Source organism: Bacillus sp. 11C (assembly GCF_055486375.1).
On record NZ_JBUPVZ010000005.1, the window covers coordinates 144,255 to 165,604 of the forward strand.

The 21,350-nt window shown below is 47.1% G+C and carries 20 protein-coding genes and 2 pseudogenes; 11 read left to right on the forward strand and 11 right to left on the reverse strand.

The genetic code is table 11. The annotated features are described in order from the left end of the window. Positions 1–154 precede the first annotated feature (154 nt). From pucR to uraH, 5 genes are all read left to right on the forward strand, one after another. Positions 155–1,750 carry a purine catabolism transcriptional regulator PucR gene (gene pucR / locus ACY3LV_RS09440; protein WP_333560818.1) on the forward strand — a complete coding sequence of 532 codons (1,596 nt, stop codon included), beginning with the start codon at positions 155–157 and terminating at the stop codon, positions 1,748–1,750. A 147-nt stretch (positions 1,751–1,897) separates the two neighbouring features. Further along, on the forward strand, positions 1,898–3,247 hold the full coding sequence (locus tag ACY3LV_RS09445; protein ID WP_333560819.1) for a nucleobase:cation symporter-2 family protein: 1,350 nt from the start codon (positions 1,898–1,900) through the stop codon (positions 3,245–3,247). A gap of 5 nt (positions 3,248–3,252) precedes the next feature. After that, positions 3,253–4,545, forward strand: a complete 1,293-nt coding sequence (locus ACY3LV_RS09450) for a nucleobase:cation symporter-2 family protein (protein ID WP_333560820.1) — start codon at positions 3,253–3,255, stop codon at positions 4,543–4,545. A 12-nt stretch (positions 4,546–4,557) separates the two neighbouring features. Beyond that, positions 4,558–6,042 (forward strand): factor-independent urate hydroxylase, encoded by a 1,485-nt coding sequence (gene pucL, locus ACY3LV_RS09455; protein WP_333560821.1) that lies wholly within the window; start codon positions 4,558–4,560, stop codon positions 6,040–6,042. Next, positions 6,042–6,392 (forward strand): hydroxyisourate hydrolase, encoded by a 351-nt coding sequence (gene uraH, locus ACY3LV_RS09460; protein ID WP_464863671.1) that lies wholly within the window; start codon positions 6,042–6,044, stop codon positions 6,390–6,392. Before pucL ends, uraH begins: the two co-directional genes overlap by 1 nt. Before the next feature lie 197 nt (positions 6,393–6,589). Here the strand turns inward: uraH and ACY3LV_RS09465 are convergent, their stop codons facing one another. Then, positions 6,590–7,282 (reverse strand): aspartate/glutamate racemase family protein, encoded by a 693-nt coding sequence (locus tag ACY3LV_RS09465; RefSeq protein ID WP_087993337.1) that lies wholly within the window; start codon positions 7,280–7,282, stop codon positions 6,590–6,592. Between the two features lie 293 nt (positions 7,283–7,575). Between ACY3LV_RS09465 and ACY3LV_RS09470 the strand changes: the two genes are divergently transcribed. Continuing rightward, positions 7,576–7,674 (forward strand): YjcZ family sporulation protein, encoded by a 99-nt coding sequence (locus tag ACY3LV_RS09470; protein WP_333560823.1) that lies wholly within the window; start codon positions 7,576–7,578, stop codon positions 7,672–7,674. 239 nt (positions 7,675–7,913) lie between these two features. On the opposite strand, the gene ACY3LV_RS09475 is transcribed toward ACY3LV_RS09470, so the two are convergent. Both ACY3LV_RS09475 and ACY3LV_RS09480 read right to left on the reverse strand, forming a co-directional pair. Beyond that, positions 7,914–8,081, reverse strand: a complete 168-nt coding sequence (locus ACY3LV_RS09475; RefSeq protein WP_333560824.1) for a hypothetical protein — start codon at positions 8,079–8,081, stop codon at positions 7,914–7,916. A 238-nt stretch (positions 8,082–8,319) separates the two neighbouring features. Beyond that, positions 8,320–8,624 (reverse strand): annotated as a pseudogene (locus ACY3LV_RS09480) (ArpU family phage packaging/lysis transcriptional regulator). Between the two features lie 109 nt (positions 8,625–8,733). Here ACY3LV_RS09480 and ACY3LV_RS09485 point away from each other — a divergent pair. Then, the gene (locus ACY3LV_RS09485; protein ID WP_333560825.1) at positions 8,734–9,120 is read left to right on the forward strand and encodes a hypothetical protein; all 387 of its coding nucleotides are present in this window, start codon (positions 8,734–8,736) and stop codon (positions 9,118–9,120) included. Positions 9,121–9,158: 38 nt separating this feature from the next. Next, entirely contained in the window at positions 9,159–9,533 is a 375-nt protein-coding gene (locus tag ACY3LV_RS09490) for a hypothetical protein (RefSeq protein ID WP_061187999.1), read from the forward strand. A 440-nt stretch (positions 9,534–9,973) separates the two neighbouring features. Here the strand turns inward: ACY3LV_RS09490 and pucE are convergent, their stop codons facing one another. The 7 genes from pucE to allC all read right to left on the reverse strand — a co-directional run bounded on the left by pucE (position 9,974) and on the right by allC (position 18,065). Beyond that, entirely contained in the window at positions 9,974–10,483 is a 510-nt protein-coding gene (gene pucE / locus ACY3LV_RS09495) for a xanthine dehydrogenase subunit E (RefSeq protein WP_464863672.1), read from the reverse strand. Further along, the gene (pucD, locus tag ACY3LV_RS09500; protein ID WP_464863673.1) at positions 10,474–12,711 is read right to left on the reverse strand and encodes a xanthine dehydrogenase subunit D; all 2,238 of its coding nucleotides are present in this window, start codon (positions 12,709–12,711) and stop codon (positions 10,474–10,476) included. The genes pucE and pucD overlap by 10 nt, the downstream gene beginning before the upstream one ends. Continuing rightward, positions 12,708–13,544 carry a xanthine dehydrogenase subunit C gene (gene pucC / locus ACY3LV_RS09505; RefSeq protein WP_464863674.1) on the reverse strand — a complete coding sequence of 279 codons (837 nt, stop codon included), beginning with the start codon at positions 13,542–13,544 and terminating at the stop codon, positions 12,708–12,710. The genes pucD and pucC overlap by 4 nt, the downstream gene beginning before the upstream one ends. After that, positions 13,541–14,158 (reverse strand): xanthine dehydrogenase accessory protein PucB, encoded by a 618-nt coding sequence (gene pucB, locus ACY3LV_RS09510; protein WP_333560829.1) that lies wholly within the window; start codon positions 14,156–14,158, stop codon positions 13,541–13,543. The genes pucC and pucB overlap by 4 nt, the downstream gene beginning before the upstream one ends. Beyond that, entirely contained in the window at positions 14,155–15,147 is a 993-nt protein-coding gene (locus ACY3LV_RS09515) for an XdhC family protein (protein ID WP_333560830.1), read from the reverse strand. Before ACY3LV_RS09515 ends, pucB begins: the two co-directional genes overlap by 4 nt. A 411-nt stretch (positions 15,148–15,558) precedes the next feature. Beyond that, positions 15,559–16,809 carry a (S)-ureidoglycine--glyoxylate transaminase gene (gene pucG / locus ACY3LV_RS09520; protein WP_464863675.1) on the reverse strand — a complete coding sequence of 417 codons (1,251 nt, stop codon included), beginning with the start codon at positions 16,807–16,809 and terminating at the stop codon, positions 15,559–15,561. Between the two features lie 17 nt (positions 16,810–16,826). Beyond that, positions 16,827–18,065 carry an allantoate deiminase gene (allC, locus tag ACY3LV_RS09525; protein WP_464863676.1) on the reverse strand — a complete coding sequence of 413 codons (1,239 nt, stop codon included), beginning with the start codon at positions 18,063–18,065 and terminating at the stop codon, positions 16,827–16,829. 201 nt (positions 18,066–18,266) lie between these two features. Here allC and ACY3LV_RS09530 point away from each other — a divergent pair. Both ACY3LV_RS09530 and ACY3LV_RS09535 read left to right on the forward strand, forming a co-directional pair. Beyond that, positions 18,267–18,338, forward strand: a pseudogene (locus tag ACY3LV_RS09530) (hypothetical protein); the annotation flags it as partial. 81 nt (positions 18,339–18,419) lie between these two features. Further along, positions 18,420–19,286 carry an endonuclease I family protein gene (locus tag ACY3LV_RS09535; protein WP_464863677.1) on the forward strand — a complete coding sequence of 289 codons (867 nt, stop codon included), beginning with the start codon at positions 18,420–18,422 and terminating at the stop codon, positions 19,284–19,286. Between the two features lie 32 nt (positions 19,287–19,318). On the opposite strand, the gene ACY3LV_RS09540 is transcribed toward ACY3LV_RS09535, so the two are convergent. Beyond that, the gene (locus ACY3LV_RS09540) at positions 19,319–20,422 is read right to left on the reverse strand and encodes an ABC transporter ATP-binding protein (RefSeq protein WP_464863678.1); all 1,104 of its coding nucleotides are present in this window, start codon (positions 20,420–20,422) and stop codon (positions 19,319–19,321) included. 180 nt (positions 20,423–20,602) lie between these two features. Here ACY3LV_RS09540 and frlR point away from each other — a divergent pair, with 180 nt between their 5' ends. After that, a complete protein-coding gene (frlR, locus tag ACY3LV_RS09545) occupies positions 20,603–21,331 on the forward strand; it encodes a transcriptional regulator FrlR (RefSeq protein ID WP_148964033.1) in 729 nt (242 codons plus the stop codon). Positions 21,332–21,350: the final 19 nt, after the last annotated feature.

The window sequence follows — 21,350 nt, forward strand, 5'->3', positions numbered from 1 at the left end:
TGACGATTTTTCATGTCAGTTTATGTAACACAATCCGTTCTATTTTGAATAGTTTACTGCTACTATGATCGTATTACATCAGCAAAACCGCTAGAATTCCTATTGAAAATTATTCATCTTAACTAATGTTTTTTATAGAAAAGGAGAATGCGCTATGAATATTTTAGATGTGATGAAAATACCGGCTTATGAAAACGCCCATTTAATCGCGGGAAAAGCAGGAGGAGAAAGAGAGGTTCAGCATGTCAATATGATGGACGCTCCGGATATCGCAGACTTTCTGCATAAAAATGAATTGCTCGTCACCACCGCGTATCACCTGAAAGATCATCCGCACCAGTTATCTAAACTGATTCAGCAAATGGCAAAACGCGGCTGCGCGGGCCTCGGCATTAAAACAAAACGCTACCTGGAGGATATCCCGAAGGAAATTATCGAGCTGGCCGATTCATACGCGTTCCCGATTATTGAGCTTCCCGAACACATCCGCCTCGGGGATATTGTGAATGCGACACTCAGCCACATTCTTGATATGCGTTCTAACGAGCTGCGGCAAGCCATTTACGCGCACAAAAAATTCACAAACCACATTATGAGCGGCAAAGGGCTGCAATCTCTCCTCAAAAAGGTGTCAGACCTCCTTCAGCTTCCCGTGCTGCTGCTTGACCAGCATGCTAAAATGCTGTCTGCGTCCCATCAGATTTCATTTGAAACCGAAAAGCTGAAAGGAACCCTGAATACCATATCAGGGCCGTTTTTCACTTGTTTCTCTGCGATCTCGGATCAGAAAACCTATTCTGTCCTTCCTATTTATAATCACGAAAAAAACTGCGGCTACCTGCTGATACTTGACATGGTGCAGGCCGGCGACAAAGGATTGGTTCTCACGATTGAACAAGCGGCCAACGTGATTTCTTTTGAACTGCTGAAGGAAAATGCGCTGAAGCAATACGGGCGGCGGGCGCGCAATGAGTTTTTCAGCAATTTTATTGAACGGTCATTTTCTTCAGACGAGGAAATCAAAAACCGGGCGAAGGAATTTAAGCTGCGTTGGGATCAAAAATATATGTGCATCGCCGGAAAACTCGACCGAAATGACGAATCGATCAGCTTTACAGAAAATCAGCTCGCCTCCGACAGCGTATTCGAGTTTCTTGAAGGCGAATTATCGGCCTTCCCGTTTCCGCCCCATCTCTTTATTAAAGGAAATGTCGGCATTATTCTGATCGAAGCGACAGACAGCTGGAATGAAATGCACGCTTCGGTAACCAGCTTTTTAGAGCAGTTCCAAACACAGGTCAGAGCTCAATTTAAACGGACTGTGTCCTTCGGCATCAGCAATATATGCCAAAAGCTCATTGATATTCCCGACGCTTTCACAGAGGCATCTGATGCCCTGCAATCAGGGCATTTGTCAAGAAGCACGGCGTTTATTCAGGTGTATCACGCCAAAGATGTGCCTGAGCTGCTCCGCCTGCTCCCGGTTGAGGATTTGAAGAAATTTTATCACTCGACACTTCAAAGCCTCGCTGAAAAACAGCAGGAGGATCAAAGCCTGCTTCATACGCTGTCCGTCTATTTAGAGACACACTGCCAAATTTCCGAGACGGCAAAGCGTTTGTACGTTCATCGGAATACGGTCATCTACCGCCTTGAAAAATGTGAGGAACTGCTGGGCAAAAGCTTAAAAGACCCTGACACGACGATGCGTTTGCGGCTTGCCTTGCGGATGCAGCGACTGATCATCTAATGGTTGTCATATTCTCTTACAAACGAAATCGTTTTTCGTTACTTTGAGCAATAATACCTGCCTTTTTCAGCTACTGTATCCAATGACAGCCGACAATCGGCACGCTATCATGTTACTAAAGTTCACATATAAAAGGAGGGGACTATAGTGAAACAAAAATCGTTTGCAGTGTTTACTCTTGGCTTGCAGCATGTGCTGGCCATGTATGCAGGTGCGATTTTGGTGCCCCTGCTTGTCGGCAGGGCGCTGAATTTAACGTCTGGCCAGCTGTCTTATTTGTTGGCGATTGACCTGTTAACGTGCGGCGTCGCGACGCTTTTGCAAACCTTGCGCGGAGCATATATCGGCATCGGGCTTCCCGTCATGCTCGGCAGTTCATTTGTGGCCGTCACCCCGATGATTGCCATCGGCGCGAATTACGGCGTTCAAGCGATTTACGGTTCAATCATCGCGACAGGAGTTTTCATCTTTGTGTTTGCGCGTTTTTTCGGCAAGCTGACCGGGTTATTCCCTCCTGTCGTAACAGGTACTGTTGTAACCTTAATCGGCCTTTCACTTGTTCCGACAGGTGTGAAAAATATGGCTGGTGGCGAAAAAATAAACGGCAGCGCCAACCCCGAATACGGTTCGCTCGAAAACCTTCTTCTCTCTGTCGGTGTCCTTGTCTTGATCTTGATCCTCAACCGCTTTCTCAAAGGATTTGCCCGAACGCTGTCCGTTCTGATTGGAATCGCTGCCGGAACAGCGGCAGCAGCCATCATGGGCAAAGTCAGCTTTTCTTCTGTTATAGAAGCACCGTTCTTTCACATCCCGAAGCCATTTTACTTTGGAGCTCCTTCATTTGAAATCGGCCCGATTTTAACGATGCTGATTGTTGGAATCGTCATTATTGTAGAATCAACCGGCGTGTTCTACGCGATTGGAAAAATATGCGGCAGACCGCTAACCGAAAACGACCTTGTCAAAGGCTACCGGGCGGAAGGAATCGCCATTCTCATCGGCGGGTTGTGCAACGCCTTTCCCTATAATACCTTTGCGCAAAATGCCGGTTTATTACAGCTGACAAAAGTAAAAACGAGAAATATCGTCATTACCGCTGGCTGTATCCTTATCTGTCTCGGACTGATTCCGAAAATTGCTGCCCTTGCTTCCGCCGTTCCTGCAGCCGTCCTAGGCGGTGCGACCGTCGTCATGTTCGGCATGGTGATTGCATCCGGCGTCAAAATGCTGAGTACAGTGGATCTCAAAAATCAATATCATCTTCTAACCATCGCATGCTCACTCGCACTCGGCATCGGTGCCAGTACGGTACCCGCAATTTTCGCTGGATTCCCCGCTCCGATCCGGATTCTGGTCAGTGACGGAACCATCACCGGAAGCCTGACCGCCATCGTTTTAAATCTATTTTTCAGCTTGCGCGGCAAAAAAGAAAAAACAGCGCAGAAAACGGAACTTCCGGTATTAGACCATACGCTTGCAATAGAAAGAGAGGTGTAGAAAGGATGAAGGAACAGCACAATGCCTTTCAACTAACGATGCTCGGGCTGCAGCATATGCTTGCCATGTATGCAGGCGCGGTTCTCGTTCCGCTGATCGTCGGAGCGGCGATCGGGCTGAATGCGGGACAGCTCACGTATTTAATCGCCATCGATTTGTTCATGTGCGGAGCGGCGACTCTTTTGCAGCTCTGGAAAAACCGGTATTTCGGCATCGGCCTTCCCGTTGTGCTCGGATGTACGTTTACCGCAGTCGGCCCGATGATTTCCATCGGCAGCACATACGGTGTCTCAGCGATATACGGTGCGATTATCGCCGCAGGACTGATTGTTGTCTTTGCCGCCGGCTTCTTCGGAAAGCTTGTCCGTTTTTTTCCGCCTGTCGTGACCGGCTCAGTCGTCATGATCATCGGCATCAGCCTGATTCCGACGGCCATGAATAACCTGGCCGGCGGTGAAGGCAGCAAAGACTTCGGCTCACTGGACAACGTGCTCCTCGGGTTTGGGGTCACTAGTTTTATCTTATTGCTGTTTTATTTCTTTAAAGGCTTTATCCGCTCCATAGCCATTTTATTCGGCCTTATCGCAGGAACAACGGCTGCATTCTTTATGGGAAAAGTCGATTTTTCCGACGTCATGGAGGCGTCCTGGCTTCATGTTCCGTCTCTGTTTTATTTCGGCCCGCCAACCTTTGAGCTGCCGGCTGTTCTCACGATGCTTCTCGTTGTCATTGTCAGTCTGGTTGAATCAACAGGCGTTTACTTTGCGCTCGCCGATATCACAAACCGCAGGCTGTCGGAGAAGGATCTCGAAAAGGGCTACCGGGCGGAAGGCCTTGCGATTATGCTTGGCGGCTTATTTAACGCGTTTCCCTATACAGCCTTCTCGCAAAATGTCGGTATCGTTCAGCTTTCAAAAATGAAAACTGTCGACGTCATCGCGATCACAGGAATGATGCTGATCGCAATTGGACTGGTTCCGAAAGCCGCAGCATTGACAACAGTGATCCCGAACCCCGTTCTCGGCGGCGCGATGATTGTCATGTTCGGCATGGTTATTACTTACGGGATCAACATGCTTTCCAGTGTTGACCTCGATTCACAAGACAACCTGCTGATCATTGCCTCTTCCGTCAGCTTAGGGCTTGGCGCCGCAACAGTTCCCGCATTGTTTTCATCTCTTCCGGGTGCAGCCTCAGTCTTGGCAGGAAGCGGAATTGTGATCGGCAGTTTAACGGCAATTGCACTGCACGCTTTTTTTCAAACGAAACAGCCGGATGGCGCTGAAATCACAACGTAAAGGAAGATGCCCTTGTTCACAATGGATGACCTGAACCAAATGGATACACAAACACTAACAGACACGCTTAAACCTATTTTCGAACACTCCTCTTGGATTGCGGAGAAAGCCGCGGCATTGGGGCCGTTTTCTTCCCTTTCTGACCTTCACCGCAAAATGGCCGGTGTTGTAAAAGCAGCTGACCGCCAGACACAGCTCGATTTAATCAACAAGCACCCCCGACTCGGAACAAAGAAAACAATGAGCACTGCCTCAGTAAGAGAGCAGCGAAACGCGGGGCTCAGCAAACTGGAACAGCGGGAATACGAGGAATTTCTCAAGCGAAACGAACACTATCATGAACGCTTCGGCTTTCCTTTTATTTTAGCGGTAAAAGGAAAGACAAAACAGGACATTCACCAAGCCTTGCTGGCAAGGCTTGAGAACGAACGTGAAACGGAGTTCCAGCAGGCCCTTGAGGAAATTTACCGCATCGCCCGCTTTCGGCTGGCGGATATGATCACTGAAAAAGGAGAGACGCAAATGAAAAGAACCATGTCTTACGGCAAAGGAAATGTATTTGCATACCGAACGTTTTTAAAGCCGCTTACAGGAGTGAAGCAAATCCCGGAGTCATCTTTTACCGGGAGAGACAATACCGTTGTCGGTGTTGATGTGACATGTGAGATTGGTGGAGATGCCTTCCTGCCATCATTTACAGATGGAGACAATACCCTCGTCGTGGCTACAGATTCAATGAAAAACTTTATTCAGCGCCATCTCGCCTCCTATGAAGGAACGACAACCGAAGGATTCTTACACGATGTGGCTCACCGGTTTTTAGATACCTATTCTCATATGGACACGATCACTCTGATAGGTGAAGACATTCCGTTTGAGGCGATGCCTGCCTATGAGGAGCAAGAGCTCGGCACAAGCCGGCTCGTCTTCAGAAGGTCGCGAAATGAACGGGCGCGGTCTGTCCTGAAAGCGGAACGAACCGGAGATACCATAACGATCAGAGAGCAGTATAGCGAAATCATGGATCTTCAGCTCGTCAAAGTGAGCGGCAATTCCTTCGTTGGCTTTATTCGAGACGAATATACGACTCTACCTGAAGACGGCAACCGCCCGCTGTTTGTCTATTTAAACATCGGCTGGCAGTACGAAAACACAGATGACGCCCGCGCTTCTGATCCCGCCCGCTACGTCGCTGCTGAGCAAGTCCGCGACTTGGCTAGCACCGTTTTTCACGAGCTCGAAACTCCTTCAATCCAAAACTTAATCTATCATATCGGCTGCAGAATATTAACGAGATTCCCGCAGCTCACTGATGTCAGCTTCCAATCTCAAAATCACACATGGGACATCGTCGTTGAAGAGATTTCGGGTTCCAAAGGAAAAGTCTACACCGAACCGCGCCCGCCATTCGGTTTCCAGCGCTTTACCGTAACAAGAGAAGACGCCGAGAAAGAAAAACAGAAAGCCGAAAAAGAATCAGGGAGTCTGAAGGCCTGATGGGAAAGCTGACAACCCATATCTTGGATTTAACCTGCGGCAAACCCGCGGCGAACGTAAAAATTGAGTTGAAGTGGCCGGGCGAAGAGGCCGACCTTATTAAAGAGGCATTTACCAACAATGACGGCAGAGTCGATGCTCCGCTGCTGGCTGGTGAAGAGCTGGTGTCTGGAGAGTATGTGATGGAGTTTCATGTAGGAGACTATTTTGCGAGTCAAAACATGAGCTCTGTCGATCAGCCGTTTTTAACGATTGTCACCGTCCGTTTTCAGCTTGCAGATCCAGATGCGAATTATCATATCCCACTTTTGCTGTCACCGTTTGGTTATCAGGTGTATAAGGGGAGTTAGAGAAGGAAGTCCGCCGATGAGGCGGGCTTCTATATGATCTTTATAAACTTTTCACGTTTGATTACGGTCAAGTGAAACAACAGCAAAAATAATGATTACGCCTTTTTTAAATTCATACAGGCATTCTCCTCTTTGAATTTGTTTTTGCGTTTCAATCATTGTTTGATGACACTTTTTTCACTTGACAAAACACACAGCTAAATCGAAAGAGATGTATTCACTGCTGTTTGAGCATGGATGAAAGCCGTATCAAATAATGGCACTTTAGAATCCTCTGCCTTTACTAATAAACCAATTTCAGTGCATCCGAGAATAATCCCTTCTGCTCCCCGATCCACCAAATGATTGATCATCTTCTTATACATGTTTCTGGACGACTGTTTGATTTCCCCCAAACATAGTTCCTGATAAATAATATGATTGATTAATTCTCTTTCCTCATCACTAGGCACAATGACATTGATATCGTGAGACTCAATACGTGATCTATAAAAATCTTGTTCCATCGTATACTTAGTACCAAGTAATCCTACCGAACGAATACCTTGTCTAGTGATTTGATCGGCAGTTGCATCTGCAATATGTAAAATAGGGATAGTGATCATTTCTTGGATATAGCCAATTACTTTATGCATGGTATTTGTACATATTACTATAAAATCTGCACCGGCTTTTTCTAATGATCTCGCAGCTTCCCCTAAAGCTGCACCGGCTTGATCCCAAGCCCCTTCGGACTGATAGTGTTCAATCTCCTTAAAATCAACACTGTATAAAAGGCATTTCGCCGAATGCAGCCCCCCTAATTTCTTTTTTATTTCTTCATTAATGATTCGATAATACTCAGCTGAAGATTCCCAACTCATCCCGCCAATAAGACCAATCGTTTTCATATAACCACCCCTGATAAAATTTTCAGAATATAATTAGTCATTCTAAAGTATAGGTCAATCTGATACAATCATTAATTTTTCAGGCGAATGGTCTTCGAGAAAAAGCAGACAGATGCGGAATTTCCTCAAACAAATGCTTTGAGGGCAATAGCTGCATGTTTAATAGTTATTGATTATGCGTTCTCTCTTACACCTTTAGACAAAATATTCATTTTCTCTTTTTTAGACTTAAATCTATGTCGAAAATGATCGTTTGGCATATCTTATACTATCCTCACTAAGGAGGTGGCAATATGGGTTACTCAAACGGATATGGCAGCTCCTTCGCTTTACTCGTGGTGCTATTCATTTTGTTAATCATTGTTGGAACTTCTTTCTTCGGTGGTTATTAAGTGTAACTTTGCCTAACTCCTCCGTGTGTGAGCACCTCCTGTTCGACAGACGCCATGAGAAGTTTTTATGGCGTTTTTGCTGTGTGGTTCCTAATCTACCTGAGAACGCTTCTGAACCGGGGAAATATAAACATTGGTCCAGATTTGTTATATCATCCACCGTGTTTACCATAATCGGTAGTTATGTCTTACAGTTCATTATTACCAATTAGTATTTACATATAAAAAGGGACTTCCTTTTAAAATCCCTGAAGCGTATAGTTCAAAAAGATAAACAACACAATTATCGTTACACCAATAATTGCTTCTTTAAAATAATTTTTGTCATCTTCTTGCTCTTGTTTCTTCTTTTTAATTTCTTCTCTATACTTTTGTTGAACTTCTTTCTTCTTATGATTCGTTTTCATGATTAACCCCCCTTTGAATCCAATTTTATTTAGTCATTATTCCATCCCTTTTTTCAATTTATTGCAATTTTAACGCGCAACAATTAAGTACACCAGTGTAAAAAGCATCGGCTATTATCCTACTAACGATTATTCGCAATTGTGGATCTTAATACAGAGTTGACGTCTAAGGACACAAAAAAAACAGACCTTAGATTATCCCAAGAGCTGTTGCAATACCATTAATAGTATGCTTTTTTTACATATAAAACTTATCCGATTTTATGCCAAGCTCCATATAGATATCTGTATCCGTTCTTTGCTTGGGTGAGAGGTATTTCATCTTTACGATCTGTAATTGAAGTTCATCTAGGCAATTCTCTAAAGCTCTATCAATTTGCTTAACTTTCAGCTCATTATATTCATTGCTTTTCCGTAGCTGCGGGAACAGCCCAATGACTCCCTTTTCTTTTTGCTCTCTCCTATTTACAGCTTGAACTTTTAATGATCTACTAATGAACGTGTTGCGCACATCCTTTTATTCACTTCCGGAATAAATGACATTTGTTCATAAGCATCTTATTTCTCCTTTCGAATATTTTTTCCAAAAAGAGGTTAATTGTTATTTATTGTTGAATATATAAATCCTAATAAAACAAAAAGGAGAATGACCATGAAAAAAAAGAAAACTCTTTTGGCACTAACAGTGTTCCTTTCTTTATCAACATTTTCATTATCAGCTAGTGCAACTTCAACGACAGGAAGTGTAACATCTTACAAATATCAAAATTCTGCACAAAGTATAACGATTACAGGATCAGGAAAATATATGAAATTCACTTGTGCATATACAGGTTCTAGTCAAGGGGAAGGTGCCGGTTACTGTGACTTGTATGAAGTTGGCGGATCTGATAGTGCTCATCTTAACGTCTCACCATGGGACAAAACTGATAGTACCGACGTATGGCTGAACAAAGGTAAAACTTATATAATGCAAGCTGATAACGATTGGTTTTCACCGGACGGTTCTTATGTAACTGCAACTATTAAAGAAAGATAACATAAAAAATAATTCATAAAAAATAGGAGTGTTGAAAAATGAAAAAACTATTCTCTTTAATTTTCACAGTTATTCTAGCTTCAATTGTTTTTGCTATACCTGCTAATGCTATAAGTGGTGGTAGTGCATACTCATACAATAATAGCCCCTATGCTGGTTTAGTTATAGAAGGTTCCGGAAAATATATGAAATTCACTTGCGAATATATGGGTGGAGACCTTAATAGTATGGGTGGCGGGTGCCAACTAGAAAAATCGGATGGTACTTTAGTAAAATCCTTTATAGTAGGTGGTAACAACTCCTATGAATCAACAGACGTATGGCTTAATAAAAATGAGAAATATAAACTTATTAGTAGAGCTATAGAAGGTGATACTCAAAGAAGAGTTACAGCAACTATCAAAGAACGTTAATATTAAAGTGTTTTTTAGAGATCTTTTGTTTAAAGCCTATTATTGGTTTTCTCAAAAAGAAAATTTTAATAACAGTAAACTACCATCATAAGCAGAAGGCAGAAACTGCTCCTTCCATAAAATGAAATTGATATCCTTGAGGAACAATTTTTAGACAAAAATAAAAAGGAAAAAATCCAGAAAGAACTAGGGAAATGAGCTAAAGGAAGAATTTAAGATACTTGAAAAAATAACGCTGGTAGCTAAAGTAGATAAACAGGTAATACTCGATTTAATAGAATCCTGGGGTGATATGACTGACTCAGAAAAGAAGCAACTATTGCAAGATACAGTGTCTAGTATTGTAGTCGAGAAAGTAAATGAGGGAAAACCTCTTGATCGTCTTACAATTTATAAATCAATTTTTCAGACTAATGAAGTCCGACTTTAAAAGCCGGACTTCATTTTTTCCCATCACGCAATTCTCTTTTAATCCTCCAAGCCGACCGCATAATTCCGCCATACCCGGTACACCGGCACAAATTCCCCGCCAGCCCTTCTTCTATCTCTTCATCTGCGGGATGCGGGTTTTCCTCGAACAGCGCTTTAAGCGCAATCGTCATGCCCGGAGTGCAGTAGCCGCATTGGAAGCCGCCTTCTTCCAAGAAAGCGGTTTGGCAGATATCCAGTTCTTCTTTTTGAAGCCCTTCGATGGTGGTAATGGAGTGGCCGTCTGCTTGATAGGCCATCGTCATGCACGCATTGGCCAGCCTTCCGTCGATTAGGATGGAGCACGCTCCGCAGCGGCCGATTCCGCAGGATACCTTTGTCCCGGTCAGCTGAAATTCCTTTCTAAGCAGGTCACTCAGACGTGTCGCGGGAACGGCTGCAATCTCCCGCTCCTGCCCATTTACGGTCATCCGGAACTGTTCCTTTTTTATAGGAAATAGCCCAGCTTCTTTTATGTCCATTGCTTCATCCCCTTTCTGTCTATCGCGTCAAGCAGCTCTTCTCTAGAAATCGGCAGCTTGTTTATCCAGCATCCGACCGCATTGTGCACAGCCTTTACAATCGCCGGGGTGATGGCGATTGTTCCGATTTCGCCGACGCCGCGCGGGCCGTGGGAATCGCCTTCCATCAGCTCTTCTATTGCAGTCAGCTTCATTTCAGGAACATCCTTCACACCGGGAATGATATACTGGTCGAGGTTTTCCGCCGCATAACGGCCGTCCGTCATTTCGGCTTCCTCCATCAGCGTATAGCCGAGCGCCATAACAGCGCCGCCTTCAATTTGTCCCCGATAGCCCTGCGGACTGACAACCGGACCTGCTGCAATAGCGTGTTCACAATCTATCACTCTGACATAGCCTGTTAATAGATCAACCTCCACCTCAACAGCAGCCGCGCCAAATGCGTAGAGAAAATGCCCGCCGACCACAGGATCAGGCGTTGTCGGAAAATCAAATTCGGTTTCCTCTGCCAAAGGGCCTTTTTCAGCCAGCTTCTTATACGTCACCACGAGCTCCTTTGTGTTTTTGTCACGCAAGCCTGCGGCGCCTAAAATAAGGATTTCCTCCGCACAGCCGCTCCATTCTGCGGCCCGTTTTTTCAATCGAGAAAGGAATGGCTTCTTCAAACGCTGGATCGCGTGCCACACCATGCTTGTGCCACGGGATGCGGTGGAGGAACCTGACTTCGGCGCTTTTGCGGTATCCCCAATGACAATGGAAATATCCTCAGCCGCACAGCCCAGCTCCTCAATGACAATATGTTCAATCGCCGCTAGAATCCCCTGTCCGCATTCTTCAAATCCGAATGAAGCTGTGATTTTGCCTTCACTTGAAAGAGATAAACGGCCTCCCGCCGCATCCATTCGGCCATATCCCAGCCCGCCGCCGTGCATCGTAATGGCCGCTCCCTTGCCTCTTCGTATATACCCGGAGTTCACACGTTTTCTTGTGAGAATAGGAGATTCAGAAATGACGTCCAAAACCTGCGCCGCTCCGTCAGTCGGTGCAATCCGATGCCCAAGCGGCCCCAGATCATGCGGTTGTCTGATATTTTTTCTTCTCAGCTCCAGCGGATCGATGCCGAGCAAGCCGCTGAGGCGATCAAGATGGGTTTCGAGCGCAAATGTGATTTGATTGCCGCCAAACCCCCGAAATTCGCCCGCCACCCCGTTGTTCGTAAACACAGAGATCCCTTCAGTCCGAATATTTGGAATGCGGTACGGACCCGCGGCATGCTCGACAGAAAAATCAAGAACGGCCGGTCCAAGCGTAGCGTAAGCGCCTGTGTCCGCCACAATTTTCACATCATGAGCCAATAGCTTTCCTGCTTGATCCGCTCCCGTTTTTATCGTAATCTTCATCGGATGGCGCTTAATTCCAGAACGTACAGATTCCTTTCTGGTCTGATGAATGTTGACAGGAAGTCCGCTTTTCAGTGCCAAAAGCGCGGCATACGGCTGGATATTCAGCTCATCCTTTCCGCCGAACGAGCCGCCCATCGGACTAGACACAACCCTAATCTTCTCTTCGGGAATGTCAAAAATACGGGCAAGCTGGAAACGGTCTTTATAGCCGTGCTGTGTTCCTGCATACATCGTAAAGCCCCCATCTTCTTTTGGAACGGCTACGCCTCCTTCCGTTTCCATATATGTATGCATCTGCCGCGGCAGCTCGTAGGTTTCTTCAAGGACTGTGTCAGATGCTTGGAAGCCTTCTTTCACATCGCCGTGTGAAAAAAACGCACGGTGAAGGATGTTCCCGTCCTCGTGCAGTCTATGCGCGTCCGGCCGAAGCGCTTTTTCCGGTGAATCAATGATCTCCAGTTCTTTATATTCAACGCGAATCAGCTCCAGCGCCGCTTCCGCAATTTCTTCCGTTTCCGCAGCCACTGCGGCGATCGCATCCCCAACAAATCGCACCCTGTCCTCACATAAAACCGGCTGGTCAGGGATGACAATGCCAAAGCGGTTTGATCCGGGAACGTCTTGATGAGTGACAACCGCCCGCACACCTTCCATTTCTTCAGCCTTTTTGGTGCAAATCGACACGATCTCTGCATGAGGATAAGCGCTTCTCAGCACTTTGCCATATAGCATTCCGGGAAAGCTGAGATCGGTCATATATTTCAATTCACCTGTGACCTTTCCCCTTCCATCCGGTCTCACTCTTGACGGTTTGTTGATGATCATTTTTCTCCTCCCTCAGCCAGCAGCTCTGCCATGATGACGTTGGCCGCGGCTTTTTTTCTGTATGCCGCTGACATAAAAGCATCTGCGGAAAAAGGCAGCTCATGGATGATGGTTTCGTACAGCTCGTGCGGATTCCACCGTGGCGCCATCCATTTCGCTTCGCTTTCCATTAATCTTTCCGGTGTGATATCGGCATGGCCAGCGGCGAGCCGAATGCCGCCGTCTTTCAAAAAACGTCCAGCTGCCACAGCAACCGCGCCTGTAAAAGCCTGCCGCCTCCCAAGCTTGCGGTAAAACACACGCTCTTTCTCCGCACGCGGAATGATGATACGCGTGACGATAGCAGTTCTAAAGTCTTCATCTATGAGCCAATTGCCAAGCGACAGCCTGATCAGTTTCTTTTGATACACGATAAGCTCAGCATCAAGGACCAGCATGAGCGGAATCAAATCGCCGATTTTACTCGCGATGTTGCCGCCAATCGTGGCCCTGCTACGGATTCCGGGGGCGGCGACAACGGAAGCAGCGTCGCTGAAACAACCAAGTGCACTTTTGATCAGGGGATTCTTTCTGCATTCATTCAGCGTTGTGAGCGCCCCGATCGACAGGTGGGTGCCGCTGGCGGTGATCCCTCTCATCTCGTTAATTCCTTCAAGACTGACGAGGTGCTGTTTCGGAAGAATCCCTTTGTCCCACTGAAGCTGAAGCAGTGTGCTGCCCGATGCGGCACACACATCCGGGGCATGCTTCTCTAAAAGTGAATAGGCCTCATCAAGCGCTTCCGGCCTCCATAATTGAAGAGTCATTCTTGTTTTTGTCACTTGGCCGTTCAAACCATCGCCCTCCTTACCATTTCGTATTCTTCCGGTGTATCAATGTCTTTCAACTCCGCGCTTTCCTTTGCCTCCAAAACCGCTCCTGTTCCAAGCTGCCCGCTTTTCAGGAGCCTGCGAGCCCCCTCATCTCCCTTTAACTCCTTTATATAAGGAAAACAAGCCGATGAGAAATAGATTGGCGGGGTGAGCGCGCCTAAGGATGATGATACGGCAAATGACTTAGAAGCCATTGCCACAAGGGCATTAAGATGATCGACGGAAAGCTGCGGCTGGTCGGCTAACAAAATGACAACGCCGTCCGCTCCCATGCTTTCTGCTTTTCTCACCCCGCTGCTGACTGAATGCCCTTGGCCTTTTTCAGCGTCTTGACAAACGTGCAGGCTCCAGCGTTCTCGAAATGGCGACGCGTGATATGACGCTCCCATCCACTCAAAGGAAGCATGTTCAGTCCTCTCGACGATCAGCACGTGATCAAGGCGGGACAAAAGAGCGGTTTTCAAAGAAAGCGATCCGATGGTTTCTCCTTTTAACGGCAAAGCCAGCTTGTTTTGGCCCATTCTTTTGCTTTTGCCGGCGGCCAGAAACACTCCGATAATATAGGGGTTTCTCATACAGCCCCCACCCGCTTTCTCGTTTGAATGATTTCTGCAACAACGCTGACAGCAATTTCCTCGGGCCCTTCCGAACCGATTTTCAGCCCGACCGGACTGTAAAAGTGAGCCGGCGGCTGTTTTCCGTTCAGCAGCCGCTTCGTGCGGTTTGCCGAACCCAACAGTCCGATATAATGAAGCTTTCGAGAAAATAAGAAGTCGATGATCGTTTGATCGTGCTGAAAATGGTGGGTCGCTACAACAGCGGCATCATGCGGATCAAACTGAAATTCACTGAGCATTTGTTCCGGAAAAGCGGTGATCAGCCGATCCGCTTTTGGGAATAGAGAGGATGTGCAATAAGCGGGACGCCAATCTGTCACGATAACAGAAAACCCTGTATCCGCCGCCAAATTAGCGAGCGGCACAATATCCGGTCCCGCCCCAAACAGAATGAGACGCGGCTTTGGCTCAATTCGCTGAATAAACAAGTTGGTTGATGAATCGAAATGCGGTAAATGAAGCGTTGAAGCGGTACGGTGAATGTCTTGCAGAGGCGCGTCCGGCCAATTCCCGAAATGCGTGTTCTCAGACAAAAATAAATAATGGGAGGAGTCAAGCTGCGTAACGGCTGTGACAGCTTTGCCTGAATGAAGGCAGTCCCTCACTCTATCAAAGTGCCGTCTTTTTTCCTGAGTGATTCGCTCCGCATGAATATGAATTACGCCGTTGCATCCGGCTCCCATGCCCCAGGACATATCGTCCTCCGCCCGCATGTCATAGGGAATCAGCACTGACGTCAGCTGATCTCCCAGCTCACTGATTCTGTGGCGTAAATCTTCTTCCACACACCCGCCGCTCAGCAGGCCGACCCGTTCCCCATTTTTCTTAAAGAGCATAGAGGCACCTGCTTTTCGATATGCGGAGCCTTCAACTTGAACAATTGTCGCCAGCACAGCCTCTTCCTGCTCTTCAAGGAGCGCATCTACCATCATGTGCAGATTTCCCAATGCTGCATCCTCCTCTCAATAATCGCTGTAAGAAACAACAAGTTCAGCATTTGTATAAAGATTAGCTAATGGAAGAAAAAATGACTCATACTTCGTTAGAAAATGCAACACGGGGAAAGAGGATTTGTAAAAAGAGTCAAACGAAGAAAATCAGATTAGAGAAAAAGCGAATTCGTATCACTAAAAAAGCTTGCGGCGTTCCCGCAAGCTTCGATTGTTGACAAAATCCTAAAACGGTTTATGGTTTTAGGGTTTTGTCATCCAGCGTGATTGAAAACCCTTGTAGTCTAGGAAAGGCGAGCATCGGAGCACAGCGAATATTGAAATTCGTGAGCACCGAAGCACAGCCTTGACAACGAATGCGAGGGTTTGTCGACACGCTGAAGCTTGCGGCATTCCGCAAGCTTTTCTTTATACCGCTGTCTGACGGCCAGCATTTTCATACACATCAAGCGCCGCTTGGAGCGCTTTTCCTGCTTCGATCCCTGCGCCATGCCTCAGCAGCACAGCTTCTAACCCGGCAAGCACGAACAGCACGTTTTCTTTTCTGCAGCTGTAGCCCATCGTGCCGATTCTCCAGATTTTTCCCGCGAGCGGACCGAATGAGCTGGCGATTTCGATGCCGAATTGTGCCAAAAGCATATGCCTGACAGACTCGCCGTCAATGCCGCCAGGGATTTCTACACAGGTGACAACAGGCATTTTGCAGCTGTCATCTCCAAACAGCTTCAGCCCCATTGCCTTAATCCCTGCTGCTAATGCAGCGTCATGGTGGCGATGCCGCTCAAAGCGGGCTTCAAGACCTTCTTCAAGCGTCAGCCTGACACCCTCACGCAAGGCGTACAGCATCGTCGTTGCTTCAGTATGATGATTGAGCCGTCTTTCGCTCCAATAATCCTCAAGCTGGCTCAAATCAAAATAATTGCTTGTGATCGGCCGGTTCCCCGAAAGCGTTGCCCTGTCAGCTTGTGTCGCAATCCCGCGCTCCACCTTTTTTCGAGCCGCAATCACATCTGCCACCCGCTCATTATATGTAATTGGTGCCATTCCCGATGGAACAGACAAGCACTTTTGCGTGCCGCCGATGGCCGCGTCAATCTTCCAATCATCGACTTTGACCTCGCAGCCGCCAATCGTCGCAACTGCATCGACGATGAACAATGCATTCTGGGCGCGGCAGGCTTCGCCGATTGCTTCCAGCGGGTGAACCCGCCCTGTCGATGTTTCCCCATGCACCATCGCCACGATTTTCGGTTTCACTTTTTTCATTTCCCGTATGATGTCCTGCGGGTCAAAAACCGTTCCCCACTCACACTCAAGCGTATGAACATTGGCTCCATACCGCTCGGAAATTTCAGTCAGCAAATAACCGAAGCGCCCGTAAATGGGGATGAGCACATCATCTTCCGGCTCAATCACACTCGCCAGCACCGCTTCGATTCCCGCCCGTGAAGTGCCGTCAATCGGGTATGCCCAGCGGTTTTTCGTTTGAAACAGCTCCCGGAGCATTTCCATCGTTTCATTCATGATACCTGTAAACGCTGGATCAAATTGGCCGACAACCGGGGTGCTCATCACTCTTAAGACACGCGGATCTACCTCCACAGGTCCCGGCGTCATAATCGTTCTTAACGGGGTGCATAATTCTTTTCTGCGTGACACAGCCATTCCTCCCTTTATCAGTAAGCCAGTCTGTATAATAAATCAGCCAATGCGCGGACGCCGTTCTCAAGCTGTCTGGCTGAGGTATATTCCTTCGGTGAGTGGCTGATGCCGCCGCGGCTTGGCACGAACAGCATACAAGCCGGATAGCGTCTTCCGATCATTTGCGCGTCATGCCCTGCTCCGCTCACCATTTCTTCACAGCTGAGACCGTTTTCTGCCGCTGATTCAAGAGCCGCAGCCTTCAGCCTTTCGTCCATTGGCACAGGCTCTATCCGCATATATTCATCATTTATGGCACGAATCCCTTTTTGATGGCAAATGCCGTTGATCAAAGCGGCCATGTCATTATGAAATTGCTCCAGCACGTGCTGATGCTGATGGCGAATATCGATTGAAAACTGCACGCGGCCCGGTATGACATTGGCCACATTGGGCTCTGCCATTATTTTTCCGCATGTCAGACGGAGCTCATCCGGCTGCTCCTCCGACCGCAGCAGCAGCTCATGAATGATACGGCTGCTGGCTGCCAGGGGGTCTTTGCGCCATTTCATAGAGGTCGTTCCCGCGTGATTGCATTCCCCCTCCAGCGTGACGAGATATCGCCTCTGCCCCGCAATACTTGTCACAATGCCGAGATCCCGGCCTGACATTTCCAATGTCTGACCCTGTTCAATATGAAGCTCGACAAAGGCGCTGATATCTGTCCTGCAGGCCGCCTGATACTCACCTTTACCAAAACCGCACTCATACATCGCTGTTTGCAGAGAAACACCTGATTCGTCTCTCGGTTCTTCTGCATCCTGTACAGAAAAAACACCAGTCATATTCCCCGATCCCCAATAGGTCATTGGAAAACGGCTGCCCTCCTCCTCACATAAGGAGACAGCTTCGAGTGTTTTTTTCGGTGCTCCGTACGTTTCTTTGAGCTGCTTGATCGCGAGCATTGCCGCAAGAACGCCATAGGCGCCGTCATACTTTCCTCCATTGAGGACGGTATCGATATGTGAACCGGTTAAAATGACCTCATCCGGAGACTGGGTGCCCGAAAGCCTTCCAAACACATTGCCGACATCGTCGAATCTTGTTTCAAGCCCAAATGCCGACATTTCAGTCTTCACGGCAAGCTGCGCATCCATCCATTCGTTTGTATACAAAAGCCTCGTCACGCCGCCGTCCGCGGATGTGCCGTATTGGGCGAGCCATTCAATATAATCTGTGATGCTGTTTTTGACTGAAAGCTTCTGCTTTTCCATGTACTCCCCCCTCTGGCCGTTATGGTGACTTCATTATAGAAGGAGGAACACGGATAGTTCATTGGCAGATTAACCAAAAAAACGTTTATTTTTTAGTCACAGTATCTATCCAGCAGCATAACGGCCAGAAAACACTCTACCTCTCAGGGCTGTTTTCATGTAAAGTCAAAAGAAAACACGGTAAGGGAGAGAGCCAATATGCAAAAACGAGGCCTAAAGATATTGGAACAGTGGATATCCGCCTCCTCCAAAGGGACTAATTTACAATTTTAATGAAAAATATACAAAATAACACTTCTATCCTTTATTTCAATTTTAGATAATAGACATGATCTGATAAAAGGAGGGCAAGTGATGACCAAAATAGCAAGATTTCTGCCGCTCGTCTTTGTGTTACTGATTTCCGGATGGTTTGCGCCCGCCGCCTCAGCAAGCACGCAAACCGCACTGATCCTGAATGAACGATTGGCTTCTTCCTTTTCAGAAACCGGGGGGCTTCTCTCATTAGCCGCTCCCGCTGCACCCTACGCTGACACAGATACCTATTATGAAGGGGCTGAAGGAAAGTCAGGTGAATCGCTAAAAAGCGCCCTGCACCGCATCATCAGCGGACACACGACGCTGTCATACAGCGAAGTATGGAACGCGCTGAAAGAAACCGATGAAGACCCAAAAAACCGAAATAACGTCATCCTGCTCTATACGAATGAATCGCGGTCGAAAAACCTGAATGGCGGCAATGTCGGCGATTGGAACCGCGAGCACGTTTGGGCGAAATCCCATGGTAATTTTGGCACAAGCAAGGGGCCTGGCACCGACATTCACCATTTGCGCCCGGCTGATGTCCAAGTCAACAGTGCCAGAGGAAATATGGATTTTGACAACGGCGGCACAGAACATGCCAAAGCACCTGGAAATTATTATGACGGAGACTCATGGGAGCCCCGCGATGATGTGAAGGGCGATGTCGCCCGCATGCTGTTTTACATGGCAGTCCGTTACGAAGGTGATGACGGGTACCCTGATCTTGAACTGAATGATAAAACAGGCAACGGCTCAGTCCCTTATCACGGAAAACAATCTGTCCTCCTCGAATGGAATAGGCAGGATCCGGTTGACGACCGCGAACGGAAAAGAAATGAAATCATTTATGAGAAATATCAGCACAACCGCAATCCTTTTATCGACCATCCTGAATGGGCCGACGACATTTGGCCGTAAGAAAAAGGTGCTCCTCAACAGGAGCACCTTTCTTAATACACAGCTTTTTCCGTTTCCGCATCAAACAAGACGACGTGATCCATTTTCACCGCCAGCTGGATCGAATCGCCTGCGGCGATTCGCGTGTTTCCGTCCATGCGGACCGTGAGCCGCTCGTCCCCAGCCGTGACATGCACAATCAGCTCCGCTCCCAAGTTTTCATTCACTTCCGCCTTCGCTTTAAACACTGCATCAAACAACTGATCATGTCCCGTCAATTTTGTGATATGCTCCGGCCGGATGCCGGCAATCATCTGTTCTCCGGCATATCCCTTTTCCTTAAGCCGCTTCGCTTTTTCTTCAGGAATATGAAGCCGGATCGAAGGGTTTATGAAAAACAGCTCGCCATGCCGTTCTTCTATCACGCCTTTCAGAAAGTTCATTCCCGGGGAGCCGATGAAGCCTGCGACAAACAGATTTGCCGGGTAATGATAAATGTCATGAGGTTTCGCCACTTGCTGGATTTCCCCTTCATTCATCACGACAATCCGATCGCCCATCGTCATCGCTTCGGTCTGGTCATGCGTGACATAAATGACGGTTGCCTCTAAACGCTGGTGCAGCTTGCTGATTTCTGTCCGCATTGTCACTCTCAGCTTTGCGTCCAGATTGGAAAGCGGCTCGTCCATTAAAAAGACCTTCGGCTCCCTCACAATCGATCTGCCAAGCGCCACCCTTTGCCGCTGCCCGCCGGAGAGTGCCTTCGGTTTTCTCTTCAGCAAATGTTCAATCTCTAAAATTCTGGCTGCCGCATGGACCCGCTCTGTAATTTCCTGTTTCGGCATCTTTCTGAGCTTTAATCCAAACGCCATATTATCAAAAACCGTCATATGCGGATAAAGCGCGTAGTTTTGGAATACCATCGCAATATCACGTTCTTTCGGCGGAAGATCATTGACCCGTTCCCCATCAATGAGGAGGTGGCCTTCAGAGATGCTCTCCAGTCCCGCCACCATCCGCAGCGTGGTCGATTTTCCGCATCCTGACGGCCCCACCAGCACCAAAAGCTCCTTATCCTTTACATCTAAATCAAAGTCCTTCACCGTTAATTGAGAGTAATATGCTTTTTTGACATGCTCAAATGTTAATGAAGCCATCAGACATTCCCCCTATCTTTTGATCTGTTATTTCGTCACTGGAAACAACCCAGTCTTTCTGTTATTTTTAGAGTAATCAATTCCCATTTTTGCTATATTTCTAAAATAAAAAATGTAAATTTGTATTATAACGTCATAATACATTATAATATGAATAATAGGTTAAAAGGAGGCTACCCTTTGTTAAACAACGGAAGTTCTACACCTTTATACATTCAGCTAAAACAAATCATCACTGATGACATCAAAAAGGGCGTATATTCCCCAACCGCCAAGCTACCTACCGAAAGCGAGCTTTGCAGCAAGTATCATGTCAGCCGCATTACCGTCAGGAAAGCCATTCTCGATTTAGTCGAAGAAGGCTATCTTATCAGGCAGCAAGGAAAGGGAACGTTCGTTAAAAGCCCTAAATTAAAACGGGAGCTGATCGCAGTAAACGGCTACTCGGAATTTATGGAATCAACTGGCAAAAAACCGAAGCATCAGGTGCTGTCCCACGAAATCATTCCGGCGGCAAAACCCATTGCCGAAAAACTGCAAATCAATCCCGAGAGCCCTGTCGTTGAATTAAAACGGATTTTATATAACGATGACCAGCCGCTCACCTTTGAAGTGACGCATTATCCACTGGATTTGTTTCCCGGCATTGATACCTTTATAGCTGACGGCGTGTCCATGCATGATATTTTAAAGCAACAGTATCAAGTCGTTCCTGCTCACAATACGAAACTATTAAACGTTGTATATGCCCAGCAGGAGGAAAGCAAATACCTGGATTGCGATATCGGGGATGCGCTGTTTGAAATCGATAAAACAGCTTTTACATCAAACGACCAGCCAATCTACTGCTCACTGTTTTTGATGCACACAAACCGTGTCACTTTTACCATCAACAGCCCCTACACATAATCGGCATAAAAAACGAGAC